A 26,142-nucleotide genomic window follows, 5' to 3' on the forward strand; every position below is an offset into this window, starting at 1 on the left:
AGCTCACACGACGCCCAGCGACAGCATCGCGTCGGCGACCTGGATGAAGCTGGAGATGTTGGCGCCGCTCACGTAGTCGCCGGGTGTCCCGTACTCGTCGGCGGCGGTGGCGCACCGCTCGTGCACGCCGACCATGATGTCGCGCAGCCGCTCCTCGGTGTGGGCGAAGCTCCACGAGTCCCGCGAGGCGTTCTGCTGCATCTCCAGCGCGCTGGTGGCGACGCCGCCCGCGTTGGCGGCCTTGCCGGGGGCGAAGAGCACCGCGCCCTCCCGGAAGATCCGGGTGGCCCCAGGCGTGCACGGCATGTTGGCGCCCTCGGCGACCGCGACGACGCCGTTCGCGAGGAGCGTGCGCGCCGCGTCGGTGTCGAGCTCGTTCTGCGTGGCGCAGGGGAGGGCCACCTCGCAGCGGACGTCCCAGACGCTGCCGCCCGCGACGAAGGTCGCGGCGCGGCGCTGGTCAGCGTACGCGCTGATCCGCTGCCGCTCGACCTCCTTGACCTGCTTGAGCAGGTCGACGTCGAGCCCGTCCTCGTCGACGACGTAGCCGGACGAGTCGGAGCAGGCGACGACGTGGGCGCCGAGCGCGGCGGCCTTCTGGGCGGCGTAGATCGCGACGTTGCCGGACCCGGAGACGACCACCCGGCGCCCGGAGAGCGACTGGCCGCGGGCCTTGAGCATCTCCTCGGTGAAGAAGACGGTGCCGTAGCCGGTGGCCTCGGTCCGCACCTGCGAGCCGCCGTAGGCCAGGCCCTTGCCGGTGAGCACCCCGGACTCGTAGCGGTTGGTGATCCGCTTGTACTGGCCGAAGAGGTAGCCGATCTCGCGGCCACCGACGCCGATGTCACCGGCGGGGACGTCGGTGTACTCGCCCAGGTGGCGGTAGAGCTCGGTCATCATCGACTGGCAGAAGCGCATCACCTCGGCGTCGCTCTTGCCCTTGGGGTCGAAGTCCGACCCGCCCTTGCCGCCGCCGATCGGCATGCCGGTCAGCGCGTTCTTGAAGATCTGCTCGAACCCGAGGAACTTGACGATGCCGAGGTAGACCGACGGGTGGAAGCGCAGGCCGCCCTTGTAGGGGCCCAGCGCGGAGTTGAACTCGACCCGGAAGGCGCGGTTGATCTGCACCCGGCCCTGGTCGTCGGTCCACGGTACGCGGAAGAGGAGCTGGCGCTCCGGCTCGCAGAGCCGCTCGATGACGGCCTCGTCGACGTAGTGACGGTGCTTGCGCACGACCGGGCCGAGCGACTCGAGCACCTCGAGCACCGCCTGGTGGAACTCCTGCTCGCCGGGGTTGCGGGCCAGGACGGTCTCGTAGTGCGGCTGCAGGACCGGGTCGAGGGCGCTCATGAGGGACACCCTAGGCACCGGAGGTCGTCCGGCGGGTGGGCGCCGCGTCCGGCATGCGGGACGGGGCGCCTACGCTGGGTCCGTGCTGACCATCGACCAGGCGACGTACGACGCGATCGTCGAGCACGCCAAGCGAGATCATCCCGACGAGGCGTGCGGCATCGTGGCCGGGCCCGAGGGCAGCGACCGTCCCGAGCGCCTGGTCGAGATGGTCAACGCCGCCGGCAGCCCGACGTTCTACGAGTTCGACTCCACCGAGCTGCTCGAGCTGTACAAGGAGATGTGGGACCGGGACGAGGAGCCGGTGGTGATCTACCACTCGCACACCGCCACCGAGGCCTACCCCAGTCGCACCGACATCGGGCTCGCCAGCGAGCCCGGCGCCCACTACGTCCTGGTGAGCACGCGCCACTGCTTCACCGAGGACGGCAGGAATAACGACGGCCCGGTGGAGTTCAGGTCCTACAGGATCGTCGACGGCGAGGTGACCGAGGAAGAGGTCGCCGTCGTCCCCGCACTGCCCGCTGATTGAGCACCCCCCGCAAAGCTGACCGCAGCACGCCGCTGCGGCGACCAGAGGAGTCCCATGGCCATCGAGGTCCGAATCCCGACCATCCTGCGCACCTACACCGGTGGCGAGAAGGCCGTCAGCGGCGAGGGCGCGAACCTCAGCGCGCTGATCGACGACCTGGAGGCCCAGCACTCGGGCATCAAGGACCGGCTGATCGACAACGGTGACCTCCGCCGCTTCGTCAACGTCTACGTCAACGACGAGGACGTGCGGTTCATCGGCGGGCTCGAGGCCCCGCTGAGCGACGGCGACCAGGTCGTCATCCTCCCCGCCGTCGCCGGCGGCTGCTGAGCGGGGCCGCGGAGCGGACCCGCTAGCCTGCCCGAGTGGTGACCCCGCCGTGACCGACCGCCGCACGTTCGTCCTCGTCGACGGCGAGAACATCGACGCGACCCTCGGCAACTCCCTGCTCGGCCGCCGGCCGCTCCCGGAGGAGCGCCCGCGGTGGGAGCGCGTCACGGCGTACGCCGAGCAGCTGTGGGGCCAGCCGGTCACCGGCCTGTTCTTCCTCAACGCCTCCAACGGCCAGCTGCCGAGCAGCTTCGTCCAGGCCCTCCTGGCGCTCGACTACCGGCCGGTGCCCCTGTCGGGGCGGGCGGACGAGAAGGTCGTCGACATCGGCATCCAGCGCACGCTGGACGCCCTGCTCCAGCGGGCCGACGACGTGCTGCTGGTCAGCCACGACGCCGACTTCGCCGAGCACCTCGGCAGGCTGCTGACCGACGGCGCCTACCAGCGCCGCGTCGGCCTGATGGCGCTGCGGGAGTACGCCAGCGCCCAGTTCGACGCCCTCGGCATCCGGGTCCACGACCTCGAGGACGACGTGGCGGCGTTCAACGTGCCGCTGCCGCGGGTGCGGATCATCCCGCTCGACGAGTTCGACCCCGAGCGCTTCCTGCGCTGACCCCCGGCTCCACCCGACGACCAGAGAAGACCAGAAGGGCAAGGGCCCATGCGCTACGACAACCTCCTCGCGTCGGTCGGGGGCACACCGCTGGTGGGCCTGCCCCGGCTCTCGCCCGGCGTGCAGCCCAACGGAGCCGAGGTGCGGCTGTGGGCGAAGCTCGAGGACCGCAACCCGACCGGCTCCATCAAGGACCGCCCCGCCCTGAGGATGATCGAGGCGGCCGAGAAGGACGGCACCCTCCGTCCGGGCTGCACGATCCTCGAGCCGACCAGCGGCAACACCGGCATCTCGCTGGCGATGGCCGCGAAGCTCAAGGGCTACCGGATCGTCTGCGTGATGCCGGAGAACACCTCCGAGGAGCGCCGCCAGCTGCTGCGGATGTGGGGCGCCGAGATCGTCTCCTCGCCGGCCGCCGGGGGTTCCAACGAGGCGGTCCGGGTGGCCAAGCGGGTCGCCGACGAGCACCCCGACTGGGTGATGCTCTACCAGTACGGCAACGCCGGCAACGCGCTCGCGCACGAGGAGGGCACCGGCCCGGAGCTCCTGGCCGACCTGCCGAGCATCACGCACTTCGTCGCGGGCCTCGGCACCACCGGCACGCTGATGGGTGTCAGCCGCTTCTTCCGCACGGCCAAGCCCGAGGTCCGCATCGTCGCCGCGGAGCCGCGGTACGGCGAGCTGGTCTACGGCCTGCGCAACCTCGACGAGGGCTTCGTCCCGGAGCTGTACGACGCCGAGCTGATCGACTCGCGCTTCTCGGTCGGCCCGCGCGACGCCGTCCGGCGGGTCCGCGAGCTGCTCGAGCTCGAGGGCATCTTCGCCGGCATCTCGACCGGGGCGATCCTGCACGCGGCGCTCGGCCAGGCCGCCAAGGCGGTCAAGGCGGGCGAGTCCGCCGACATCGCTTTCGTGGTCTGCGACGGCGGGTGGAAGTACCTCTCGACCGGCGCCTACGAGGGCACGATCGACGAGGCGGAGGACCGCCTCGAGGGCCAGCTGTGGGCCTGAGCCGGGCCCTGAGCCGGGCCCTGGGCCGGGCCCTGGGCCGGGCCCTGGGCCGGGCCCTGGCCGCGGTCCTCGTGTGCGTGGGGCTGCTCGTCGCCGCTCCGGTCACTGCCCACGCCGACCCGGTGCCGGTGGGCCCGCCGGTCGTCCTCGGCGAAGCCGTCTACGCCGGCACGCTGCGCGTCGACGACGGCGGCTGGGAGCCCGCGGACGCCTCGCTCGACTACCAGTGGCTCCGGGCCGGCGAGCCGGTGCCCGGCGCCGTCGGGCGCACCTATGACCTCGGGCTCGACGACCTCGGCCGCCGGCTGCGCGTCGAGGTGACCGCGACCGACGCGAGCGGGGCGAGCAGCACCGCGCGCAGCGAGCCCACCGACCGGGTGCGTCGCGCCGACCTTCGGGTGCGCCGGGAGCCAGTCGTGGTGGGCCGGCCGCGGTACGGGCGGGTCGTGTCGGCGGATCCCGGCCGCACCGCGCCGGCGGCGACCCGCACGACGTACCGGTGGGAGGTGGCCGGTGAGACCGTCGCCGGGCAGGCCGGCCGCCGGTACCGGCTGGGAGCCGCCGACGTGGGTCGCAAGGTGCGGGCCGTGGTGACCCTCAAGGCGCCCGGCTACCGGCGGCTGACGCTGACCAGCCCCGGGCGCCGGGTGCACCACCGGGTCCCGGTCCGGCGCACGGTGACGTACTCGGTGCAGACCCGGGGCCGGATCACGACCAGCCTCCGCGCCTTCCGACGTCAGGCGCAGGAGACCTACGTCGACGCGCGGGGGTGGCGGGGTGCCGGCGTCCGGTTCCGGCCGGTGCCGCGCGGTGGCTCCTTCACGCTCGTGCTGTCCGCCGCGGCCCAGGTCCCGTCGTTCCACCCGATCTGCAGCGCGCAGTGGAGCTGCCGCGTGGGCCGCTACGTGATCATCAACGAAGAGCGCTGGAAGCACGCCTCGCCGGCATGGAACGCCGCCGGCGGCAGGCTCCGCGACTACCGCCACATGGTGGTCAACCACGAGACCGGCCACTGGCTCGGGCGCGGGCACGCCTCGTGCCCCGGCGCCGGCCAGCCCGCTCCGGTCATGCAGCAGCAGTCCAAGGGTCTCGGCGGCTGTCGGTTCAACGCCTGGCCGACGGTGCGCGAGCTGCGCTAGCAGATCGGGACGCCCCGTGGCAGCCGCGCGTCAGCGGACGACGTCGAGCGGGGTGGCGCGGCCGAACCGGCTGCCCGGCACCGGCTCGAGGTCGAGCAGCCGTGCGGCGAGGTTCGCGACGTCGCCGTTGCGCACCGGCTGGGGTCCGGCGTACGACGTGCGCCGGCGGCCAGGGTCGCGGTAGTCCGGGTTCAGGTCGTAGAGGTCCGCCGGCGCGATCCCGGCGCCCCAGGCGAGGAACGGCACACGGTAGTTGGCGCGGGAGGTCGGGTCCGAGTGGCCCGTGCCCTGCCCGCCGTGGTCGGAGGTCAGCAGGACCACCAGCTCCTCGCCGAGCTCGGCGTCGCGCTCGACCGCGCGCACGACCTTGGCGAGGAGGCGGTCGGTGCGCGCCACCGCGGCGAGGTACCGGGAGGACATGAAGCCGTGGTCGTGGCCCACGACATCCGGCGTGGCGAGGTGGAGCAGGGTGAACGCCCGGTCGTGGTGCACCAGGTCCCGGCGGGCCGCTCGCACGAGCGCCAGCGGGTCCTCGTCCAACCGGAACCGGTCGACCGCCGTCGGCCAGGACCTCGGGAACAGGGAGAACTTCTCCTTGCCGGTGAAGACCGCAGACTCACCGCCCGCGGCGTCGACGACGCTGAAGATCGACGCCACCTCGTGCCCGGCGGCGTGCTGCACGGTGGTCCCCGGGCGGTGGCTGTTCCAGGCGACACCGTGGCCGCGCCGGGTGGCGGCGATCCTGCGGCCGGTCACCATGCCGGTGTGGTTCGGCAGGGTCATGGTCCGCTCCCGCTCGGTGCGGGCGTTGGTGGTCGAGGCGCCCTCGGCGAGGAGGCGGTGCAGCGTCGGGGCGCCCTGCTCACCGAGCCGGGTGAGCGCGCGGGGGTTGAGCCCGTCGACGGTGATCGCCAGGACCCGGCGGTCGCTGGGCGTCGTCCGGCCGGCCGGCGAGTCGGCCGTGCCGCAGGCCGTCGCGACCGGCGTCAGCGCGAGGACGCCGGCCAGCAGGGTCGTGGAGAGGGCGCGCAGCGGGGGGAGGGGAGGCACCACTGCACGGTAACCCGCGGGCGGCCGACGGGCGGTCTCGACGTGACGCTGCTCAACAGTCCGTGCCTTTGGGGGTCCGAGCGCCTACCGTTGCCCCGTGCCGCTCGTGTCCAGTCCCGTCCCGGCCGGGACGACCGATGCGCCGATCGGGATCTTCGACTCCGGCTTCGGGGGGCTGACCGTCGCGCGCTCGGTCATCGACCAGCTGCCCCACGAGTCGATCTCCTACGTCGGCGACACCGCCCGCGCGCCGTACGGGCCCAAGCCCATCGGCGAGGTGCGGGAGTACGCCCTCGAGTGCCTCGACCACCTCGTCGAGCAGGGCGTCAAGGCGTTGGTCATCGCGTGCAACTCGGCCAGCGCCGCGATGCTGCGCGATGCCCGGGAGCGGTACGACGTGCCCGTCGTCGAGGTCATCTACCCGGCGACCCGGCGTGCCGTCGCCGCCTCCCGCTCCGGCCGGATCGGCGTGATCTGCACCCGGGCCACCGCCGAGTCGATGGCCTACGACGACGCGTTCGCGGCCGCGCCGCACGTGGACCTGCTGACCCGCGCGTGCCCGCGGTTCGTCGACTTCGTGGAGTCCGGCGTCACGGCCGGGCCCGAGCTCCTCGCCGTCGCGCACGAGTACCTCGCCCCGCTGATCGAGGCCCGGGTCGACACCCTGGTCCTCGGCTGCACGCACTACCCGCTGCTCACCGGGGTGATCTCCTACGTGATGGGTGACGACGTGACGTTGGTCAGCAGCGCCGAGGAGTGCGCCAAGGACGTCTACAAGATGCTGCTCTCGACCGGGCTCGTGCGCGAGGCCGGCGAGCCGAGGTACTCCTTCGTCACGACCGGGTCGCCGGCGGAGTTCGAGACCATCGGCCGTCGCTTCCTGGGCCCCGAGATGGCCGCGGCCTCGCAGTTCGCGGGGGGCCTGCGATGAGGCTGACGGTCGTCGGCTGCTCCGGGTCCTACCCGGGTCCGCGCTCCCCGGCCAGCTGCTACCTCCTGGAGGCCGAGCACGACGACGGCTCGGGGCTGCGCACCTGGCGGGTGCTGCTCGACCTGGGCAGCGGGGCGCTGGGCCCGCTGCACGACGTGGTCGACCCCCTGGCCATCGACGCGGTGCTGCTGAGCCACCTGCACGCCGACCACTGCCTGGACCTCTGCGGCTACCACGTCCTGCGCCGCTACCACCCGTCCGGCCACCAGCCGCGGATCCCCGTCTGGGGGCCGGAGGGCACGGCGGACCGGATGGCGCGCGCCTACGACCTGCCGCTCGACACGGGCATGCACGAGGAGTTCGACTTCCGGGTGTGGGGCGGTCCGGTCCGCGTGGGGCCGTTCGAGGTCGAGCCGGTCCCGGTCGACCACCCCGTCCCGGCCTTCGGGCTGCGGGTCGCCGCCGACGGTGCCGTGCTCGCCTACAGCGGCGACACCGGCCCGTGCGCGGGGCTCGACCGGGTCGCCGCCGACGCCGACCTGTTCCTGGCCGAGGCCTCCTTCGAGGCCTGCCGCGAGAACCCGCCGAACCTGCACCTCACCGGCGCAGACTGCGGGGACACCGCGACCCGGGTCCGGGCCCGGCGCCTCGTGCTGACCCACGTGCCCCCGTGGCACGACCCCGAGGTGGTGCTGGCGGAGGCCCGCACGGTGTACGACGGGCCGCTGGAGCTGGCCCGGCCGGGTGCGGTCTACGAGCTCGGGAGCTGAGCAGGCCCCTTCAGACGAGACCGGCGTCGTGGACGCAGATCGCGATCTGCACCCGGTTGGTGACGACCAGCTTGTCGAACAGGCGCGAGACGTGCGCCTTGACCGTCGGCACGGACAGGTGCAGGGCGCGGGCGATCTCGGCGTTGCTCAGCCCCCGGCCGACGGCCAGGGCGACGTCCCGCTCCCGCTCGGTGAGCCCGGCGAGGCGCTGCTGGGCGCGGGCCGCCCGGTCGTCGGCCGGCTCGACGTGCGCGGCACGGACCCGGTCGATGAGGGTCCGGGTGACCGAGGGGGAGAGCATCGGCTCCCCGTCGGCGACCTTGTGCAGCGCCTCGACGATCTGTGCGGGCGGGGTGTCCTTCAGGAGGAACCCGTCGGCGCCGGCGGCGAGCGCCTCGACCACGTGCTCGTCGGCGTCGAACGTCGTCAGGACGACGACGCGCGGGGGGTCGGCCAGGCGGTGCAGCCGCCGGGTGGCCTCCAGCCCGTCGAGCACCGGCATCCGGATGTCCATGAGGACGACGTCGGGACGGAGGGAGCCGCCGAGCAGCACGCCCTCGCGGCCGTCGCCGGCCTCACCGACGACCTCGAGGTCGGCCTGGCCGCCGAGCATCAGCGCCAGCGCCGACCGGACGAGGGGGTCGTCGTCGACGACGAGGACCCGCACCGGCGCCGGCCCGCCCGCCGTCACGCCGCCCACGGCAGCCACCCGCGCAGGACGAAGGAGCCGTCGTCGCGGCGGTGCTCGAGGCGGCCGCCGCGCAGCTGGGCGCGCTCGGAGAGCCCGACCAGGCCGAGGCCGGCGCCGGGGGTGACGGTCACGCCGAAGCCGATCGGGTTCCGCAGGCACACCTCCACGCCGTCGTCGGGGGAGCCGCTCACCTCGATGGTCAGCAGGGCGCCGGGCGCGTGCTTGCGCGCGTTGGTGATCCCCTCCTGGACGATCCGGTAGACGGTGCGGCCGACGCCGTCGGGCACCGGGCCGGTGGAGCGGTCGACCAGGTCGCGGTGCTCCACGTGCAGCCCCGCCTCGCTGGCCTCGGCGACCAGCCGCGGGACGTCGTCGTACGTCGGCTGCGGGGCGTGCACCACCTCGCCGGTGTCCTCGTCGCGGAGCACGCCGAGCACGCCGCGCAGGTCGGTGAGCGCCTCGTGGGCCTTCTCCTGGATCACGGCTGCGCTGGCGCGCATCTCAGCGGGGTCCAGGTCCTCGCGGAAGCCCAGGGCGCCGGCGTGGAGGGAGATCTGTGAGATCCGGTGGGCGAGCACGTCGTGCATCTCGCGGGCGATCCGTGCCCGCTCGGTCGTGCGGGCACGGGCGATGCGCAGCTCCTGCTCGGCCTCGGCGCGCTCGGCGCGGTGGCGGAGGGTGCAGAGCAGCTCGCGGCGCGAGCCGAGGTACATCCCCCATCCGATCACGCCGGCGATGGCGACGACGTTCACCGTGGTCAGCAGCCAGGCAGGGTCCTCGGTCGTCTGCGGCTGCCAGAACGTGTAGACCTGCGCAGCGACGAGGTTGACCACGAAGAGAGCGACCAGCTGACCTGAGCGTCGGTGGGTCGCCAGCGACACCGCTGCGAGGGTCGCGGGGCCGGCCGCGAGGCCTGAGGCGGTCGAGGCCGCCGCGGTGAGGAGGGCCACCGTGAGCGGCCACCGCCGCCGCCAGTGCACGAGGACGTACGCCGCGACGCCGAGCCCCGCGTCGAGGAGGAACAGGGTGGGGTGCCCGTCGGCCTGGGCCTCCATCACCGGCAACCACACGACGGCGCTGATCAGGAGCATGGCCAGCAGCCGCCACGTCCGCCCCCACGGCGTGAGCGGCGGCTGGTACGCCTCGGGCGGCGGTCGGTCCACCGGCCCAGGCTAGGGGACCCGGGTCGCCGGGTGAGGCGCCCCTGGTCGGGGCTGCCCCCTACTTTGGTCTCGGCGATCACCGCCGCGCGTCAGGTGCGCAGAGCTCACCCCTTCGGGCAGGGTGGTGTCCATGATCGAGGTCGACCACCTGACGAGAACCTATGGCGGCTTCACGGCCGTCGACGACGTGAGCTTCACCTGCCAACCCGGCCGCGTGACCGGCTTCCTGGGCCCGAACGGCGCCGGGAAGACCACCACCATGCGGATCATGGTCGGCCTCACCCCGCCGACCCGGGGTGAGACGCGGATCGGTGGGCTCCACTACCACGACATCCCGAACCCCGGCCGGCACGTGGGGGTGCTCCTCGACGCCGGAGCGCAGCACGCCGGGCGCACGGGCCGGGAGATCCTCACCCTCGGCGCCAAGACGATGGGCCTGCCCACGTCGCGGGTCGACGAGATGCTGGCCCTGGTCTCGCTGACCGATGCCGAGGCCAAGCGGCGCCTGCGGCACTACTCCCTGGGCATGAAGCAGCGCCTCGGCATCGCCCACGCGCTGCTGGGCGACCCGTCCGTGCTGATCCTCGACGAGCCGGCCAACGGCCTCGACCCGGCGGGCATCCGGTGGATGCGCGACCTGCTCAAGGGCTACGCCAACCGCGGCGGCACCGTGCTGCTCAGCAGCCACCTGCTCAACGAGGTCGAGCTGATCGCCGACGACATGATCCTCATCGGCCGCGGCACGATCGTCGCCCAGGGCGACAAGAAGTCGCTGCTCGCCCAGTCGGGCCCCGCCTCGGCGTTGGTGACGTCGATGGACAACGCCGCGCTGGCCCGCGCGCTCGAGGCACGGGGCGTCACCGTGACGCCGGCCGGCGAGGGACTCCGCGTCGACGCCGAGCCGGTCGAGGTCGGCCGCGCCGCGCTCGAGGCCGGGGTCGTCCTCACCGACCTGCGCAGCGGCACGGCCGGCCTCGAGGACCTCTTCCTCGAGCTGACCGCCAGCACCCAGCGCGAGGGACACCCCGCCGCAGCGACCCAGCAAGGAGCCTCCGCATGAGCACCAGCACCTCCCCGACGGGCGCCATGCCCACGTCCCTCGACGTCTCCGGGACGCCGCGGGTGCCGTTCACCCGGCTGGTGGCCGTCGAGATGCGCAAGATCATCGACACCCGCGCCGGCCGGTGGCTGCTCGCGGCCATCGTGCTCATCACCGCGGCGATCATGGCGATCTTCTTCTTCACCGCGGACTCGCCGGAGCGCACGTTCGACAACTTCATCGGCATCTCGGCGACCCCGCAGGGCTTCCTGCTGCCCGTCCTCGGCATCCTGCTGGTCACCAGCGAGTGGAGCCAGCGCACGGCGATGGTGACCTTCGCCCTCGAGCCCAGCCGCACCAAGGTGATCCTGGCGAAGACCGTCGCGGCGTTGGTCTTCGGCCTGCTCGCGTTCGTGGCGGCGATCGGGGTGGCCGCCCTGTGCACGGCGGTCGGCGGCGCCGACGGCGGGTTCGACGGGGTCGAGGCCCAGCTGTTCCTGCTCTTCCTCGCCCTCCAGCTCCTCACGGTGCTCCAGGGCCTGGCCTACGGCCTCATCCTGCTCAACACCCCCGCTGCGATCGTCACGTTCTTCGTGCTGCCGATCGCCTCGAGCATCGTGTTCAACCTGGTCTCCGGCCTGCGCGACCTGGCGCCCTGGCTCGACCTCGGGACGGCGCAGGGAGCGCTCTTCGAGAGCTTCGGCGGCCCGGGGCTCACGGGTGAGGAGTACGGCCAGCTCGCGACCACGACGCTGATCTGGATCGTCGTGCCGTTCGTCCTCGGCTGGATCCGGGTGATGCGCGCCGAGGTGAAGTAGCCCGGCCGGGTGGCTGCTGCCCGTCGAGGCCCGGCCTCTAGCGTGGTCCTCATGACACGCGAAGACGGCCGGGCCGACGACGAGCTCCGCCCGGTGAGGATCACGCGCGGCTGGCTCGACCACGCCGCGGGCTCGGTGCTGGTGGAGTTCGGGCGGACCAGGGTGCTGTGCGCCGCATCCGCGTCCGAGGGGGTGCCGCGCTGGCGCAAGGGCTCGGGGCTCGGCTGGGTGACGGCGGAGTACGCGATGCTCCCGGCGGCGACCAACACCCGGTCGGACCGCGAGTCGGTCAAGGGCCGCATCGGGGGGCGCACCCACGAGATCAGCCGGCTCATCGGGCGCTCGCTGCGTGCCGTCATCGACTACCAGGCGCTCGGGGAGAACACCATCGTCCTGGACTGCGACGTCCTGCAGGCCGACGGCGGTACCCGCACGGCCGCGATCACGGGCGCCTACGTCGCCCTCGCGGACGCGGTCGCGCACCTGCGCTCGACCGGTGCGCTGGCGTCCTCGGCCCAGCCGCTCACCGGGTCCGTCGCTGCCGTGAGCGTCGGGATCATCGACGGAGCGCCGCGCCTGGACCTGCCGTACGTGGAGGACGTGCGGGCCGAGACGGACATGAACGTCGTGATGACCGGCGACGGCCGCTTCGTCGAGGTCCAGGGCACCGCCGAGGGTGCGCCCTTCGACCGCACCGAGCTGGACGCGCTGCTCGGCCTGGCCGAGAAGGGGTGCGCCGACCTCACCCGCCTGCAGCAGGAGGCGCTCTCCTCGTGAGCGCCTCCCGGGTGTTCCTGGCCTCGCGCAACCGCAAGAAGCTCGAGGAGATGGAGCGGATCCTCGCCGAGCACCTGCCCGGCGCCGAGGTGCTCGGCCTCGACGACGTGGTGGCGTACCCCGAACCCGTCGAGGACCAGCCGACGTTCGAGGGGAACGCGCTGCTCAAGGCGCGGGCCGGCCTGCAGGCCACCGGCCTGCCCACGGTCGCCGACGACTCCGGGCTCTGCGTCGACGCGCTCAACGGCATGCCCGGCGTGCTCTCCGCGCGCTGGTCCGGCCCTCCGAAGGACGACGCCCGCAACAACGAGCTGCTGCTGGCGCAGCTGGCCGACGTGCCCGACGAGCGGCGTACCGCCCACTTCGTCTGCGCCGTCGCGTTCTGCCACCCGGGCGGCGAGCTGGTGGTCCACGGGCGGATGGAGGGGCGGGTGCTGAGGGAGGTCCGCGGCAGCGGCGGCTTCGGCTACGACGTGCTCTTCGAGGCCGACGAGCAGCCGGGGCGGACGACGGCGGAGCTGTCCCGGGAGGAGAAGGACCGGATCTCGCACCGGGGTCGCGCCCTCAGGGAGCTGGCGCCGTTGGTTGCCGCCGCCCTCGGCGCGACGACGGACCGGGGATGAGGTAGCGGGTCAACAGGAGCCCCCAGAGCGCGGCCAGCACGAACATGAAGATCGAGTAGACCGCCGCCGGGACCGACATCTGGGTGCTGTCGAGCACCTCGACGGCCACGTAGATCGCCAGCGTGCCGTTGTGGACGCCGATCTCCATCGAGGACGCCACGGCCTGCGCCTCCCGCACGCCTGCCAGGCGCGGCACGACGTACCCGACGACGAGGGAGATCGCGCAGAAGAGCGCGGCGGCCAGGCCCACGTCGGCCAGGTAGTCCCCGACGTTCTCCCGCTGGTCGAGCAGGATGCCGAGCACGAGCACGGCGAGGATCACCGCGGAGCCGGTGCGGACCGGCCGGTCCATCCGTCGGGCGAAGCCCTCTGCGCGGGCCCGCACCAGCATGCCGAGCGCCACGGGCACCAGCACGACGGCGAAGACCTCGACCACCTTGGTGAACTGGAGGTTGACCTGGTCACCGAGGCCGTAGTGGGCGATCGCCAGGTTCGTGATCACCGGCAGCGAGACGATGGCCACCACGGAGTTGATCGCCGTGAGGCTCACGTTGAGCGCCACGTCGCCGCGGAAGAGGTGGCTGTAGAGGTTCGCGCTCGTGCCGCCCGGGCTGGCGGCCAGCAGCATCAGGCCCACCGCGAGCAGCGGCGGCAGGTCGAAGGCCTTCACGAGCCCGAAGCAGACGACGGGCAGCAGCACCAGCTGGCACCCGAGCGCCACGCCGACCGCTCTCGGCTGCCGCGCGACCCGGCGGAAGTCGTCGGGGACCAGCGAGAGGCCCAGGCCGAACATGATGATGCCGAGCGCGACCGGCAGGCCGACGGTGGTGAGCGCGGAGTCCATGACCGGACTCTAGTGACCGCCGTCACTCCAGGGAGCGACTCGCGCAGGTCACTCCTGGGGCTTGGTCTGGCGGGCAGTCGCCTTCGTCGTCACCGTGTCGGGGAGGTGGGTGGCCGCCTCCGCCATCACCTTGTTCTTCAGCGAGCCGGCGACGACGTGCGGCTTGCCGGCCATCAGCGCCTCGACGCCGTCGCGGGCGACGTCGGCGGGGTCGTCCTTGGGACCCTGGCCGAGCGGGGTGTCGAGCAGGTCGGCCCGGCGGAAGAAGTCGGTGTCGGTCGCGCCCGGCATCAGCGAGGTGACCGTGACGCCGGCGTCCCCCAGCTCGTGGCGGATGCCCTCGGCGAAGGAGTGCACGAAGGCCTTCGAGGCGGCGTACGTCGCCTGGTACGGGCTCGGGGCGGTCGCGACGACCGAGGCCGTGAGCAGGATCCGGCCGGAGCCGCGGGCGACCATGTCGTCGACGACGAGCTTGGCCAGGTGCACCGTGGACCGGACGTTGAGGTCGACGAGCCCGAGGTGCCGCTCGAGGGAGGTCTCGGCGAACCGTCCGCCGACGCCCACGCCGGCGTTGAGCACCGCCACCTCGACCGGTCGGCCGGCGCCGGAGGCCTCCTGCCACAGGTGCTCGACCTCTGCCGGCACGGTGAGGTCGACCTGGACGGCCCGGACGGTGGCGTCGTGCGCCGCGCCGAGCTCGGCCGCGACGGTGTGGATCGCCGCGTCCTCCGCGGCGACGACCAGGTCGTGCCCGCGTCCGGCCAGCTCACGGGCGACCGCGAGCCCGATGCCCGAGGAGGCGCCGGTGACGAGGGCGAGGCCGGGCCGTGTGGACTGCTCGGTGTCTGCCATGGCACCCGGGTACCCCGTGTGCGCCCGGAGAGACTCGAACTCTCACTGGACAGGACCTAAACCTGTGGCCTCTACCTATTGGGCTACGGGCGCGCGTCGCCGAGTGTAGGGACGACCGTCAGGCGAGCGACAGGTCGCGGTGGAGCTTGGCGACGTGGCCGGTGGCCTTGACGTTGTACTGCGCCAGCTCGACGGTGCCGTCCTCGTCCACGACGACGGTCGACCGGATCACGCCCTCGACGACCTTGCCGTACAGCTTCTTCTCCCCGAAGGCGCCCCACGCGCGCATGACGGCCTTCTCGGGGTCGGACAGCAACCGGATCCCGAGCCCCTCCTTCTCACGGAACCGGGCCAGCTTCTCCGGCTTGTCGGGCGAGACGCCGAGGACCTCGTAGCCGTGGCCCCGCAGCGACTCGAGCGAGTCGCTGAAGTCGCAGGCCTGCTTGGTGCAGCCGGGGGTCATCGCTGCGGGGTAGAAGTAGACGATGACCTTGCGCCCGCGCAGGTCGGACAGCCTGACCTCGGCGCCGGTGTCGTCGACGAGGTTGAGGTCCGGGGCGGGGTCGCCGGGGGAGAGGCGGGTCGGCTGCGCCTCGGACTGGGGGTCGGCCACGAGTGACTCCTTCGGCTGGGATGGACGGGGGGACCGTACCGAAGGTGGGCACCGGGTCCCCACCGGACCGGGAGTTGGTAGCGTCTCCCGGCACGCACACGACTCCAGGAGACCCACGTGAGCAAGGTCAACGACACCTCTTCACTCGAGCGCGAGATCGAGGCGACCCGCGAGCGCCTGGCGACCACCATCGACCAGCTCCTGTACCGCTCGAGCCCCAAGACGATCGTGGGCCGTGAGGTGGCCGGCATCAAGGCGCACTTCGTCGACCCGGCGGGCAACCCGCGGACCGACAACATCCTCAAGGCCGTCGGTGCGGTCGTCGGTGCGGTGGCGCTCGTCGTCGTCGTGCGGAAGGTCTCCTCCTGACCGGGTCGCGCCCGGCCTCCAGCCCTGGACCGGGCGCCATGGACGACCGCGCTCCGATCAAGATGCTGCACGACCGCATCCTCTGCGAGGTGGACAAGGAGGCCGGCGAGCGCCGGTCCTCCGGCGGCATCGTCATCCCCGCGACCGCCGCCATGGGCGGCACCCGGCTGTCGTGGTCGAGGGTGGTGGCCGTGGGCCCGCACGCCCGCGCCGTCGAGGTCGGCGACCGGGTGCTCTTCGACGCCGACGACAAGGCCGAGGTGGAGGTCCACGGCGAGCTCTACGTCGTCATGCGGGAGCGCGACGTCCACGCCGTCGCGGCCGAGCGGCTGGCGGACGAGGCGACCGGCCTCTACCTGTGACGGTTACCGGCCCGTAACCTCCGTCACAGGCGGCCGTTGTGGAGGCGTGCTCCGCCGACGCCTGCTGTCCGTCCTGATCACGACCGGCCTGGTCGCCACGGCCCTCGTCCCGGCCGGGATCGCCGCCCTCCCCGGCGCCGCGGCGAGCCCCGCGCCGCCCGCTCGCGAGGCGGCGGCCGGCGACGGCGCCGCTCGCACGGCCGCCTCCGCGCGGTACCGGGCCACGATCCGCTGGACCGAGCACGGCATCCCGCACATCACTGCACGGAGCTTCGGCTCCCTCGGCTTCGGCAGCGGGTACGCCGCGGCCGAGGTGTCGCTGTGCACCCTCGCCGACACGCTCGTCACCGGCCGTGGCGAGCGGTCGCTGTGGTTCGGCCCCGACGGCACCTACAACGACCAGGTGACCCTGGAGGCCTCCAACCTCCAGGTCGACACCTTCGTCACCGACCTGCGCGACCGGCGGGTCGTGGAGAAGCTCCTCGCCGACCCGGTGGCCGGGCCCGGCAAGCAGGCGCGCGCCATGGTCCGCGGGTACGTCGCGGGCCTCAACCGATGGCTCCGCGAGACGGGCCGCAACGGCGTGACCGACCCTGCCTGCCGTGGCAAGGGGTACCTCCGGCCGGACGTCACGCCGCTCGACCTCTGGTACGGCGTGTACCTCGCCAACCTCCTGGCCTCGGCGGGCGTGTTCCTGCCCGAGATCGTCGACGCCGACCCGCCCACGCTCACGGAGCCGGGTCTGCCGGAGCTGCCGCTGAGGGCCGAGGCCGTCGACCGCGACCGGCTGCTCGCCGGCTTCGGCCGTGACCCCGACGCGCCGTTCGGCTCCAACGCCACCGCCGCGGGCCGGTCCGCGACCAGCACCCGCAAGGGGATGCTCCTGGGCAACCCCCACTTCCCGTGGCGCGGCCGCTACCACTTCACCCAGCAGCACCAGACCATCCCCGGCCGGTACGACGTCGCGGGCGCCTCCCTGATCGGGTCGCCGGTGATCAACATCGGTTGGAACAAGGACGTCGCCTGGAGCCACACCGTCTCCACGGCGTACCGGTTCACGCCCTACGAGTACCGCCTGCTCGGCCCGACGACGTACCTCACCGAGAGCGGGCCGAAGCAGCTGGAGCACCGGACCGTGCGGGTCAAGGTGCGCGAGGGCGGACGCGTCCGCACGGTGACCGGTGACGTGTGGCGGACCGACCAGGGCTACGTCATCGACGACCCCGCCCAGCTGATGCCCTGGAGCCCGCTCAGCGTGTGGGCCATCCGCGACGCCAACGGCGAGCACCTGCGGACCCTCGACACCTTCCTCGCCATGGGCAAGGCCACGGGTGTGCGGGACCTCCTGCGTCGCCAGGACCGAGGGGCCGGCATGCCGTGGGTGAACACCACGGCGGCCGACGCACGGGGCAACGTGCTCTACGCCGACCACTCGGTCGTCCCCCACGTCACGACGGCGATGGAGCAGCGCTGCATGACGCCCGTCGGGCGGGTCCTCGACCAGGTCGCCGGCCTGCCCGGGCTGGACGGCACGCTGGCCGAGAGCGCGTGCGCCTGGGGCAGCGACGCCGACGCCCAACGGCCCGGCATCCTCGGCCCGGGCAACCTGCCGCACGTCATCCGTCGCGACTGGGTCATGAACGCCAACGACTCCTACTGGCTGCCCAACGACCGGGTCCGCCTGGAGGGCTTCCCGAGCATCGTCGGCTGCGAGCGCTGCGAGCGCACCATGCGGACCCGTGCCGTGGCGGACTACGTCGTCCGCCGGCTGGCCTCCGGTCGTCGGGAGACGCCGGCCAGCTTCCGGCGCCACCAGCACGAGAACCGCGTCATGATGGCCGAGGTGATGCGGGCCGACGGCGCACTCGGACGGGTGTGCGCGGCCACCGGTGAGACCGAGGCGTGCGCCGCCCTCGCGGCCTGGGACGGCCGCTCCGACCGGACCTCGAGGGGTGTGCACCTCTTCGAGGAGTTCGTCGAGCGGCTGCCGACGGTCCCGCTGGACCTGGTGGAGACGGTGTGGCGGGTGCCGTTCGACCCGTCCGACCCGCTGCACACGCCGCGGGGCCTCAACGACGCCAATCCGCTGGTGGTGCAGGCCATGGCCGATGCCATCGCGGCTGTCCGTGACGCCGGGGTCGCCTTCGACGCGCCGTGGGGCACGCTGCAGGTCGCCGGAGACCGTGGCGCGCCGGCCATCCCGTTGGGCGGCGGCGACGGCGAGGTCGGGAACGCCAACGTGCTCTCCTCGCGGTGGGCCCGCGACAACAGCGGCGAGTACAAGCCGATCACCTACGGCTCGTCCCACATCCAGGCCATCGCCTACCTGCCCGGCGGCGGGCTGGATGCGCGGACCATCCTCACCTACGGCCAGTCCGAGGACTCGACGTCGCCCTGGTCCACCGACCAGACCCGGCTGTTCTCGCAGGAGCGGTGGGTGCGGTTCCCGTGGACCGACGCGCAGATCCGTCGCGACCTGCTCCACACGGACGTGGTCGCCGGCCCCTGACCGGGCGCCGGCGCAGGCTGGCCCGGAGGACTCAGACGGCTCGGGCGAGGACGACCACGTTGTTCTCGAACGCCTCGCCGTTCCAGTCGGTGCAGGAGACCAGCACCAGGCGTCCGCGCCCGGTGTCCTGGCCGAAGAGGCGCTCCGCGCGGGCGGCCAGCTCGCCCCGGGTGAGCACCTGCACGCGCTGCACCTTGTAGCGGACCGTGCCCTCGCGGGTCTCGACCCGGACCGGGTCGCCGCGCCCGAGGGACGGCACGTGGTCGAGGGCGCCACCCCCCGTGTGGACGGTGTGCCCCGTGACGACCGTCTGCCCCCGGTGGGCCCCCGGGCGGGCGCTGACGTCCCACCAGCCGACGGTGTCGGGGTCTGCCGGCGGCTGGAGCACGCGTCCGGGCAGCATGCCGATCGGCACGACCGGCGCGACGACGTCCTGGGTGGGCAGCAGCAGGCGGATCGGCTGGGCGGGGGAGGGGGCGACGTACGACCGGCCCGGCTGCGTCCCCTCGCTGGGGAGGGCGACCCCCGTGATGGTGAGCCCGGCGGCGAGGACCAGCAGGCCGGTGGCGATGCCATGACCGACGGCGGCGAGCCGGCGCCCTCGCGGGCGCGGCTCGCCGCCGTCGGTCACTTCAGGTTCGGCCACGGATTGGTCAGGCGCGCAGGCTCCGCCGCGTGGCGACCGCGCCGGCACCGACCGCGGTCAGCAGCACGGCGAGCAGGCCACCGGTGCCGAGGCCGGAGTCGGAGCTGCCCGCCGGCACCGAGGTCGGGACCTGCGGCTGCTGGGGCTCCTGCGGCGCGGGGCCCGGGCCCGGGTTGTTCGGCCCCTGCGGGGCGTCGGGCTGCACACGGCCGTTGGGGCCGCAGCTGCTGCGGCCGATCTCGGCCCCGAGCAGCTCCACACCGAACTGCTCGGCGACCGGCAGGACCTCGAGGTCCAGCGCCGTCACGGTGATCTCGTTGTTGCTGCGCTCCTGCTTGTTCAGCGTGACCTCGAGGATGTTCTCCTCCAGCGGCGCGAGCTGCTCGCCGATGGTCTCCAGCGCCTCGGTGAGCACCGCCGCGCCGTCGATGACGCCGGCGAGCGGGCCGAGCGCGCCCTCGATGGCCTCGGTGAACTGGACGCGCAGGGCCTGCAGGACGAGGTCGACGACCTGGCCGAGGTCCGTGACGAGCCGGGTGTTCGGCTCGGGGTTGGCCGGCAGGTTCAGCAGCTCGACCTCCTGGCCCGCGAGGCGCAGGCTCGCGCCGGCGCCGACCAGCGTGGTGTCGCCGTCCACGTCGCCGGGTCGGGCCGTGCAGAAGCTCTGGATCGCGCCGGCGTCGAGCACGACGGCGGCGTCCGCTGCGGTCAGCACCTGCTGGAGCGCGGTCTGGAGGCCGGCGAGCAGCGGGTCGAGGACGGGCGCGAGCGCGTCGAGCAGCTGCTGGTCGAGGCCGCCGAGGAAGTCCGCCCGGATCAGCTGCACGTTGGACAGGTCGAGGTTCCCAGCGTTCAGCTGGAGGTTCTCTCCCGGCGTCAGGCAGCCACCCTCGCCGACCTCGACGAGCACAGCGCCGTCCCCGGCGACACCGGCGCACGCGGCCGAGGCGCCGGTCCGGCCCTCGATCCGCGTCCGCGCCTGCTGGGCCAACGTGCCCACCTGGAGGAAGTTCTGCCCGGTGAGGACGGAGACCGCCGGGCTCGTGGTGCCGGAGCTCTTCTCGCCCGTGCCGTCGTTGGTCACGGTGTAGCTGCCCGAGTCGGTGCCGCTTCCGGCGACCGTCACCTCGATGGCCGTCGCGCTGGCCTGCGCGACAGGCTCGGCGGCCAGCGCCGGGCTCCCGGTCAAGAGGACGAGTGAAGAAGCGGTGGCGGCCGCAGCCACCTTGCCCGCGGTACGTCGTGTGTTCACAAAGGCTCCCTGTGCCGCACCCTCCCGGCTGCGGCGCCGTTCTCGCAAGTGGTCCAGTCGAGGCCTTAACCTAGCCTGAGGATCGCGGTTATGGCCACGTTGCGTGAGATGTGCCGCACACCGGACACCACGCGGACATCACGGGGACACCACGCGAGGGCCGGTCCTCCCCCTGGAGACCGGCCCTCACGAGCCAGGGGGCCACCGCCTCGGTGGCCGGGTGGGCAGCCAGCGGGTCAGCGGACGCGCACGGTGAACGTCGGCGACTGCGCGCCGGTCACCGACTCCGACCCGGAGACGACGAGGCGGTAGCCCACGCGGCCCTTGCGGCGCTCGCGCGGGAAGGTGACCCGCACCGTCCCCGACGAGGGAACGATCCTCCGGATGGTCGACCAGGCGCCGCGGCGGTTGCGCTGCAGGTCGAGGGTCTCGAGCCCGGCGCTGTCGAGCGTCACCAGGTCGGCGCTCGCCGCCCGGCCACGGCGTACCGTCGTCGTGCCCGCCCGCCAGTCGTCGATCTCGGTCACGGCCAGCGGTGCGTCGTAGGTCGCCGGGTCGCCGTCGTCGCCGACCCGGCACTTGACCGGCGCCTCGACGGGCGCGTTGTGGAAGCTCTCGCCGTAGTGGTAGTTCGAGCCGGCCACCTGCGTCCAGACCACGGCGTACTCCGTCACACCGGCGGGCCAGAGGGCGTGCTGGTCGTAGACGAAGGCCTGGGTGCCCGACCAGGTCGCGCCGTCGAGGTGGTAGTTCAAGGTGACCTCGCCGGCCTCCTTGGTCCACACCCGGACGTTGACGTCGTTGCTCTGCTCGCCGGGGATGTTGGAGGGGTAGGCGACCACGAGCGCGGTGCAGGTGGGTCCGGCGTAGCGCCAGTTCCAGTCGAAGTGGCCGTGCCGGTCCACGGCAGGCGGGTTCGGCTGCGGGTCGGGCGGGACGACCGGGGTGGTCGGCGGGGTCGGCGGGGTCGGCGGCGAGGGCGTGCTCGCGTCTGCGTAGGTGAGCGAGTAGTGCGACACGGCCTTGGCGCCCTTGTCTCCGGCCGCGTCCGGGTAGGAGAGGACCACGGTCGTGAGCGGACGGTCCAGGGAGACCATCCGGGGTCCGTCGCCCTGCTTGGTGCTACCCGCCTTGACGCAGTAGCCGGTGATCACCTTGCCGGCGGGGGCGTGCACCGTGACCGTCATCGGGTCACCCGTCGTGTCCTCCTTGCCGGAGCTCAGAGCAGGGCAGGTCTGGTCCCCGGTCTCGTCCCGGTCCGCGACGGCGAAGCCTGGGACGATAAGGACGGACGCCGACGCGAGGAGCGAGACGGCGGCAAGGGAGGCGGGGCGGCGCATGGGAGCAGTCTCGCGCCCGTCCGGCGCCCGCTTTCCGCCCTTGTTCCAACGTTGCGCCGCTGCCGGCGATCTTGCGTCCGCCTTGAGGTTCGAGCCCCGGTCGGTCTAGCCCAGCTTGAGCTGTGCGGTGATCCGCGTCCCGTCGGTGCGGTCGATCGACAGGCTCTGGCAGATCGACTCGACCAGGGCCAGACCGCGACCGCGAGGGGCGTACATGTCCACCTGCTTGACGGTCGGCTCCGCCTCGCTGCCGTCGTCCGCGACGCAGAGGGTGAGCATGCCGTCGGCCATCCACCAGGAGACGTGGATCGCGTCGTCGTCGGAGCGGCCGTGCTCGACGCCGTTGGTCACGAGCTCGCTCACGACCAGCGCCGCATCCGACACGATCCGCCGGGGGACCCCGGCCTGGGTCAGGAAGTCGTGCAGCTGGTGACGCGCCGCGGTGGCGGCCGCCAGCTCGAACGGAAGTCGGTAGGACCGGACGTCGCGCTCGCTCATGAGGTCCGGTAGGGCATGGCGCACACGTGGAGAACGCGCTGGGCGACGGTCCCGTCCTCGGCGACGAGGTCGAGCTCGGCGCCCGCCTTCCGCATGTTCTTGTGCGCCGTGGCGAGCACCCCCACCGCGAGGCTCGGCATGAAGTCGACGTCGCTCAGGTCGACGACGAGCGACTCGGAGAAGTCGTGGGAGTACTTCTGCAGGGCATCGCGGAAGCGCGGGCCGGCGAGCTCGTCGATCGTGCCGCTCACGCGCACGGTTCGGCTGGGCTCGTCGTAGTCCGCACTGAAAGGTCGGTCCAACACGCGCGCCATCGTAGCCGAGGACGGTTCGGGGCCGGTGCCTACCCGAAGCGGATGGCCACCACGGTGGTGTCGTCGTCGCGTTCGCCGGGCACTGCGTCGACGAGCGAGTCGACCCACGCGCCGAGGTCTGCGCCCGGGCCCGTGCCGCCCGCCCGCCGGAGGATCTCCGAGGCCTCGACCATGTCGATCTTGCGTCGCTCGACCAGTCCGTCGCTGAACAGGACGAGGGTGGAGCCGGGCGGTACCTCCACGGCCGTGGGCTGGGCGCGACCCTCGCCGAGGCCGAGCAACGGCCGCGCGGTGACCGGGACGTCGTGGGAGGAGGTGCCGTCGAAGAGCAACGGGAGGGGGTGCCCTGCGCTCACGAGCTCGACGCGGCGACGGGGTGCGTCGACCAGGGCGATCAGCGCCGTGGCCACCCGCTCGTCGATCAGGCCGGACATCAGGCGGTCGAGGCGGTCCAGGCAGGTGCCGGGGTCGTCCCCGGCGAAGAGGTAGGCGCGCATGGCGGTCCGGATCTGGGTCATCGCCCCCACGGCGTCGACGCCGTGGCCCGCGACGTCGCCGACCACGAACGCGACACGGCCGTCGGCTTGCTCGACGGCGTCCCACCAGTCGCCGCCCAGCTGCAGGGTGGAGGCAGGGTGGTACCGCGCGACGACGTCGATGCCGTCGACCTCGGGGAGCTGCTCGCGCAGGATGGATCGCTGCAGCGACTCGGCCACGGCGATCTGCTCCCGCGACCGCTGCATCATCAGTCCGTTGACGTGGGTCTGCAGCCCGGTCGCGGCGTCGGCCTGCCACGACTCCCAGGTGGCGCTGTGCCCGCGCACGACCTGCTGCCACTTCTCGAACGACTTCCGCGGGGAGAGCCGGACGCCCGGCCCCTCCTGTGCGGCGATCTCCTTGTTCGTCGGGTCGCCGCCCCAGTCGACCACCTGCTCGAGCTCTGGACGGAGCCACAGCAGCCAGCTGTCCGGCCCGGCGCCGATGCACAGCGCCCCTGCGGCGGTCGACGACTCCTGGGCGAGCGCCGGGTCGAGCCGGGCGAGGTGGTCGCTGGCGACCACGTCGCCGCTCGGCCGCAGCAGGCGCGCGATGCGACGCACGACGTCGGGCGAGGGCACGTGGCCGGCGGTGTGCAGCTCGCCGTCGTGGCACATCGCCACGCCACCCGCCTCCATCAGCCGGAGCAGGTCGGGGTCGTTGACCAGGCCGTCGAGGGGGTCCCCACCGACGGCGGAGAGGCGGGCGGTCATCCGGCTGAGGGTCGACTGCGCGGACAGTGCGGCCTCCCGCTGGTCGGAGCGCTCACGCTCGGCGACCATCTGCGAGGCCACCTGGCCGAGGAACTCCGCGGCGGCGCGCGCGTCCTGGCTGGGTCGGTGGGGTCCGGAGTAGTGGTGGCAGGCCACCAGTCCCCACAGCTGGTCGTCGACGAGGAGTGAGACCGACATCGAGGCGGTGACGCCCATGTTGGTGAGGTACTCGACGTGGATCGGCGACACGCTCCGGAGGGTGGAGTGGGAGAGGTCCAGGGGAGCGCCGGTGGACGGGTCGAGGACGGGATGGAGGGGGACCGGGGTGTAGCTGATGTCGGCGATGAGGCGGGTCCAGTTGACGGTGTAGAGCCGCCGGGCCTGTGCGGGGATGTCGGTCGCGGGGTAGTGCAGGCCCAGGAACGGGTTGAGGTCCGCACGACGCTCCTCGGCCACCACCTCGCCGTTCCAGTGCTGGTCGAACCGGTAGACCATCACACGGTCGAAGCCGGTGATCTCGCGGACCTCGACGGCTAGCTGGGCGGTGAGCTCGTCGACCGTCGTCGAGGAGGCGAGGCGGCCCATGGCGCTGCGGGCCGAGCGGTACGACATGGGCAGCACGCGTGCCCGGGCGAGTGGCTCCAGCTCGACCACGAGCCGGTCCCCTGAGAGGTGGACCCCGACGTCCACGGTCCCCTCGGCGAGCAGGCCGGTGCTGTGCGGCGGCAGCAGGAGGGTGAGCGGCTCGCGGGCCGGTGCGAGCTCCTCGTGCTGCTGGATGGCCGTGGCGGCCGCCTCGCCGATCAGGTCGGCCAACGGGCGGTCGAGGGCGTCGTCGAGCGGGACGCCGAGCATCGCCTCGACATTGGCCGAGACCATGACCGTGCGGGTGGTCTGGCGGTCGACCGCGAGCAGGAGTCCGTGCGGCTGGACCGCGCCCGGGACGTGGATCGGCTCGCGGTCACACGTCTCGAGGTCGACGGCGCCGTACGCGGGCGTGTGCGGCGATGCCGTCTCGGTCACGAACGCTCCATCGGCAGTCGCAGCAGGTCAGGTGCAGGTTACCGGCCGTCTGGGGGTGCCGCTTCACCCGGTGGTGTGTCCGAGAGCTGCTGGCTCGGCGTCCTCCTACGCCTGCCGGCGGAGGGTCTCCAGGACCTCGTCGAGGGCGGCGGCGAGCGCCGCCGGACCGTCGTGGACGAGCGCCGCACCGGCGTCGCGCAGCTCGGCCGTGGAGAACCCGCCGGTGAGGAAGCCCACCACCGGGATGCCGGCGGCTGCCGCAGCCTTGGCGTCCCAGACGGAGTCGCCCACGGCGAAGGAACGGGTCGCGTCGACCCGTGCGAGGCTGGCGGCCAGCAGGTCGGGGGCGGGCTTGCTCTCCTCGGCCTCGGAGCCGGACACCGTCTCCTGGATCAGGTGGGCACCCGGCACGAGGTCGAGCAGCCGGTCGGTCTGCTCCCGCTCGCCGGAGCTGGCGAGGACGACGTCGAGCCCGGCGTCCCGCAACGCCTCGAGGAGGTCGCCGGCGCCCTCGAGCACGGTGATCTCGTGGAAGTGGGCGTCGATGTGCTGCCCGTGCCGAGCCCGGAGCTCGTCGCCGACCGAGCGCTCGACGGACTCGTTGCTGACCGCGGTCACGAGGCGGTCGCCGCCCATCCCGATGGCGCGGTGCAGACGATGGGCCGGGACGTCGATGCCGACGTCGCGGAAGGCCGCCTTCCAGCAGGCGACGTGCACGTAGACGGAGTCGACCAGGGTGCCGTCGAGGTCGAGCACGACGGTGTCCGGGCGGCGTCCGGTCGGTTGGCTCATGGAGTCGGTCCTCGGAGATCGGCCGGGAAGTGACAGGGGTCCGGCGCTCGGGCGCCGGACCCCGGTCTACGACGTGCCGACGGTCCCTCGGCAGTCACCTGGGCCTGCGTAAGTCCCGTACCGGTGACCGTCGGCAGGGGGCCAGTACCCGGGTCGGGCGAGTGCAATCACCTCGATCGTCGTTCGCACGCGGTTTCACCCGTTCGGGTGGGCGGCGCGGACGTCAGGCGGGCTCGGCCGGCTCGAGCGACTCGCGGTACGGCATGCCGGTGATGAACAGGACCCGGTGGGCGATGGACCGCGGAGCGGCGACCAGCGTGAAGTCGGTACCCGCGGCCTCGGAGTCCTTGAGGCCGGTGGCGAGCACTCCGACCGCGACGCTCGGCAGGAAGTCGACGTCGGTGAGGTCCACGGCCAGCGGCCGCCGGTGCTCCTCGGAGTGCTCGCGGATCGCGGAGCGCAACGCTGCGACGGCGTACTCGTCGATGGACCCGCCGAGGGTGAGCACACCGTCGGCGTAGGAGGACGAGAAGGGCCTTTCCAGCATGGCTCGACCCTAGCCCGGTCTGCGGACGAGCGCCGCACCCGATTCCTCACCCGTGTGGGTGGTTCTGCTCCTGCCGCGGGCCCCCTGCGGCGCC

At 73.0% G+C, this 26,142-nt stretch carries 29 protein-coding genes and 1 tRNA gene; 14 read left to right on the top strand and 16 right to left on the bottom strand.

Going from position 1 to position 26,142, the window contains the following annotated elements; translation table 11 throughout:
- Positions 1-3: 3 nt before the first annotated feature.
- Entirely contained in the window at positions 4-1,350 is a 1,347-nt protein-coding gene (gene gdhA / locus ACSMHG_RS12895; protein ID WP_435745616.1) for an NADP-specific glutamate dehydrogenase, read from the bottom strand.
- Between the two features lie 82 nt (positions 1,351-1,432).
- Between gdhA and ACSMHG_RS12900 the strand changes: the two genes are divergently transcribed.
- Genes ACSMHG_RS12900 through ACSMHG_RS12920 form a run of 5 tightly spaced genes read left to right on the top strand, consistent with a single transcriptional unit; the run spans position 1,433 to position 4,975 of the window.
- Positions 1,433-1,882 (top strand): M67 family metallopeptidase, encoded by a 450-nt coding sequence (locus tag ACSMHG_RS12900; RefSeq protein ID WP_435745618.1) that lies wholly within the window; start codon positions 1,433-1,435, stop codon positions 1,880-1,882.
- Between the two features lie 54 nt (positions 1,883-1,936).
- Positions 1,937-2,212, top strand: coding sequence for a MoaD family protein (locus ACSMHG_RS12905; protein WP_435745620.1), 276 nt, complete (start codon positions 1,937-1,939; stop codon positions 2,210-2,212).
- Positions 2,213-2,261: 49 nt separating this feature from the next.
- Positions 2,262-2,825 carry an NYN domain-containing protein gene (locus tag ACSMHG_RS12910; RefSeq protein WP_435745622.1) on the top strand — a complete coding sequence of 188 codons (564 nt, stop codon included), beginning with the start codon at positions 2,262-2,264 and terminating at the stop codon, positions 2,823-2,825.
- 48 nt (positions 2,826-2,873) lie between these two features.
- Positions 2,874-3,836: a PLP-dependent cysteine synthase family protein gene (locus tag ACSMHG_RS12915; RefSeq protein ID WP_435745624.1), complete on the top strand. Its 963-nt coding sequence runs from the start codon at positions 2,874-2,876 to the stop codon at positions 3,834-3,836.
- Complete coding sequence (locus ACSMHG_RS12920; protein ID WP_435745627.1) at positions 3,827-4,975, top strand: DUF3152 domain-containing protein; 1,149 nt, start codon at positions 3,827-3,829, stop codon at positions 4,973-4,975. Before ACSMHG_RS12915 ends, ACSMHG_RS12920 begins: the two co-directional genes overlap by 10 nt.
- 30 nt (positions 4,976-5,005) lie before the next feature.
- On the opposite strand, the gene ACSMHG_RS12925 is transcribed toward ACSMHG_RS12920, so the two are convergent.
- Entirely contained in the window at positions 5,006-6,025 is a 1,020-nt protein-coding gene (locus ACSMHG_RS12925) for an alkaline phosphatase family protein (RefSeq protein WP_435745630.1), read from the bottom strand.
- 97 nt (positions 6,026-6,122) lie between these two features.
- Here ACSMHG_RS12925 and murI point away from each other — a divergent pair, with 97 nt between their 5' ends.
- Both murI and ACSMHG_RS12935 read left to right on the top strand, forming a co-directional pair.
- Positions 6,123-6,956, top strand: a complete 834-nt coding sequence (gene murI / locus ACSMHG_RS12930; protein ID WP_435745633.1) for a glutamate racemase — start codon at positions 6,123-6,125, stop codon at positions 6,954-6,956.
- Entirely contained in the window at positions 6,953-7,726 is a 774-nt protein-coding gene (locus ACSMHG_RS12935; RefSeq protein WP_435745635.1) for an MBL fold metallo-hydrolase, read from the top strand. The genes murI and ACSMHG_RS12935 overlap by 4 nt, the downstream gene beginning before the upstream one ends.
- 10 nt (positions 7,727-7,736) lie before the next feature.
- Here ACSMHG_RS12935 and ACSMHG_RS12940 read toward each other — a convergent pair whose 3' ends face one another.
- Both ACSMHG_RS12940 and ACSMHG_RS12945 read right to left on the bottom strand, forming a co-directional pair.
- Entirely contained in the window at positions 7,737-8,339 is a 603-nt protein-coding gene (locus ACSMHG_RS12940) for a response regulator (RefSeq protein WP_435745721.1), read from the bottom strand.
- Positions 8,340-8,413: 74 nt separating this feature from the next.
- A complete protein-coding gene (locus ACSMHG_RS12945; RefSeq protein WP_435745638.1) occupies positions 8,414-9,580 on the bottom strand; it encodes a sensor histidine kinase in 1,167 nt (388 codons plus the stop codon).
- Between the two features lie 130 nt (positions 9,581-9,710).
- Between ACSMHG_RS12945 and ACSMHG_RS12950 the strand changes: the two genes are divergently transcribed.
- From ACSMHG_RS12950 to rdgB, 4 genes are read left to right on the top strand one after another with little or no spacing between them, the layout of a single operon-like run.
- Complete coding sequence (locus ACSMHG_RS12950) at positions 9,711-10,640, top strand: ABC transporter ATP-binding protein (protein ID WP_435745641.1); 930 nt, start codon at positions 9,711-9,713, stop codon at positions 10,638-10,640.
- Complete coding sequence (locus ACSMHG_RS12955; protein ID WP_435745644.1) at positions 10,637-11,437, top strand: ABC transporter permease; 801 nt, start codon at positions 10,637-10,639, stop codon at positions 11,435-11,437. The genes ACSMHG_RS12950 and ACSMHG_RS12955 overlap by 4 nt, the downstream gene beginning before the upstream one ends.
- A gap of 51 nt (positions 11,438-11,488) precedes the next feature.
- A complete protein-coding gene (gene rph, locus ACSMHG_RS12960; RefSeq protein ID WP_435745647.1) occupies positions 11,489-12,214 on the top strand; it encodes a ribonuclease PH in 726 nt (241 codons plus the stop codon).
- Positions 12,215-12,264: 50 nt separating this feature from the next.
- Complete coding sequence (rdgB, locus tag ACSMHG_RS12965) at positions 12,265-12,837, top strand: RdgB/HAM1 family non-canonical purine NTP pyrophosphatase (protein ID WP_435745723.1); 573 nt, start codon at positions 12,265-12,267, stop codon at positions 12,835-12,837.
- Here the strand turns inward: rdgB and ACSMHG_RS12970 are convergent.
- The 4 genes from ACSMHG_RS12970 to bcp all read right to left on the bottom strand — a co-directional run bounded on the left by ACSMHG_RS12970 (position 12,779) and on the right by bcp (position 15,146).
- Positions 12,779-13,681, bottom strand: a complete 903-nt coding sequence (locus tag ACSMHG_RS12970; protein WP_435745650.1) for a bile acid:sodium symporter family protein — start codon at positions 13,679-13,681, stop codon at positions 12,779-12,781. The genes rdgB and ACSMHG_RS12970 overlap by 59 nt on opposite strands.
- A gap of 48 nt (positions 13,682-13,729) precedes the next feature.
- Complete coding sequence (locus ACSMHG_RS12975; protein WP_435745653.1) at positions 13,730-14,533, bottom strand: SDR family NAD(P)-dependent oxidoreductase; 804 nt, start codon at positions 14,531-14,533, stop codon at positions 13,730-13,732.
- Between the two features lie 19 nt (positions 14,534-14,552).
- Positions 14,553-14,626: transfer RNA gene (locus ACSMHG_RS12980), tRNA-Leu, on the bottom strand.
- Positions 14,627-14,651: 25 nt separating this feature from the next.
- Positions 14,652-15,146 (bottom strand): thioredoxin-dependent thiol peroxidase, encoded by a 495-nt coding sequence (gene bcp / locus ACSMHG_RS12985; protein WP_435745656.1) that lies wholly within the window; start codon positions 15,144-15,146, stop codon positions 14,652-14,654.
- Positions 15,147-15,263: 117 nt separating this feature from the next.
- Between bcp and ACSMHG_RS12990 the strand changes: the two genes are divergently transcribed.
- Genes ACSMHG_RS12990 through ACSMHG_RS13000 form a run of 3 tightly spaced genes read left to right on the top strand, consistent with a single transcriptional unit; the run spans position 15,264 to position 18,386 of the window.
- Positions 15,264-15,515, top strand: a complete 252-nt coding sequence (locus ACSMHG_RS12990) for a DUF3618 domain-containing protein (RefSeq protein WP_435745658.1) — start codon at positions 15,264-15,266, stop codon at positions 15,513-15,515.
- A 38-nt stretch (positions 15,516-15,553) separates the two neighbouring features.
- Positions 15,554-15,877 (top strand): GroES family chaperonin, encoded by a 324-nt coding sequence (locus ACSMHG_RS12995; RefSeq protein WP_435745661.1) that lies wholly within the window; start codon positions 15,554-15,556, stop codon positions 15,875-15,877.
- Between the two features lie 46 nt (positions 15,878-15,923).
- Positions 15,924-18,386: a penicillin acylase family protein gene (locus ACSMHG_RS13000; protein ID WP_435745663.1), complete on the top strand. Its 2,463-nt coding sequence runs from the start codon at positions 15,924-15,926 to the stop codon at positions 18,384-18,386.
- A gap of 31 nt (positions 18,387-18,417) precedes the next feature.
- Here the strand turns inward: ACSMHG_RS13000 and ACSMHG_RS13005 are convergent, their stop codons facing one another.
- From ACSMHG_RS13005 to ACSMHG_RS13040, 8 genes are all read right to left on the bottom strand, one after another.
- Positions 18,418-19,032, bottom strand: coding sequence for a class F sortase (locus ACSMHG_RS13005; RefSeq protein ID WP_435745664.1), 615 nt, complete (start codon positions 19,030-19,032; stop codon positions 18,418-18,420).
- 7 nt (positions 19,033-19,039) lie between these two features.
- Positions 19,040-20,284: a hypothetical protein gene (locus tag ACSMHG_RS13010; protein WP_435745666.1), complete on the bottom strand. Its 1,245-nt coding sequence runs from the start codon at positions 20,282-20,284 to the stop codon at positions 19,040-19,042.
- A gap of 236 nt (positions 20,285-20,520) precedes the next feature.
- On the bottom strand, positions 20,521-21,624 hold the full coding sequence (locus tag ACSMHG_RS13015; protein ID WP_435745669.1) for a hypothetical protein: 1,104 nt from the start codon (positions 21,622-21,624) through the stop codon (positions 20,521-20,523).
- A gap of 105 nt (positions 21,625-21,729) precedes the next feature.
- A complete protein-coding gene (locus ACSMHG_RS13020) occupies positions 21,730-22,122 on the bottom strand; it encodes an ATP-binding protein (RefSeq protein ID WP_435745672.1) in 393 nt (130 codons plus the stop codon).
- Positions 22,119-22,427, bottom strand: a complete 309-nt coding sequence (locus tag ACSMHG_RS13025) for an STAS domain-containing protein (protein WP_435745674.1) — start codon at positions 22,425-22,427, stop codon at positions 22,119-22,121. Before ACSMHG_RS13025 ends, ACSMHG_RS13020 begins: the two co-directional genes overlap by 4 nt.
- Positions 22,428-22,465: 38 nt before the next feature.
- On the bottom strand, positions 22,466-24,709 hold the full coding sequence (locus ACSMHG_RS13030; RefSeq protein ID WP_435745677.1) for a SpoIIE family protein phosphatase: 2,244 nt from the start codon (positions 24,707-24,709) through the stop codon (positions 22,466-22,468).
- A gap of 105 nt (positions 24,710-24,814) precedes the next feature.
- Entirely contained in the window at positions 24,815-25,501 is a 687-nt protein-coding gene (locus tag ACSMHG_RS13035; RefSeq protein ID WP_435745680.1) for an HAD family hydrolase, read from the bottom strand.
- A 223-nt stretch (positions 25,502-25,724) separates the two neighbouring features.
- Complete coding sequence (locus tag ACSMHG_RS13040; protein ID WP_435745682.1) at positions 25,725-26,048, bottom strand: STAS domain-containing protein; 324 nt, start codon at positions 26,046-26,048, stop codon at positions 25,725-25,727.
- Between the last annotated feature and the right edge of the window lie 94 nt (positions 26,049-26,142).

Source organism: Nocardioides ureilyticus, assembly GCF_051280745.1.
In the GTDB taxonomy this organism is placed as follows: domain Bacteria; phylum Actinomycetota; class Actinomycetes; order Propionibacteriales; family Nocardioidaceae; genus Nocardioides.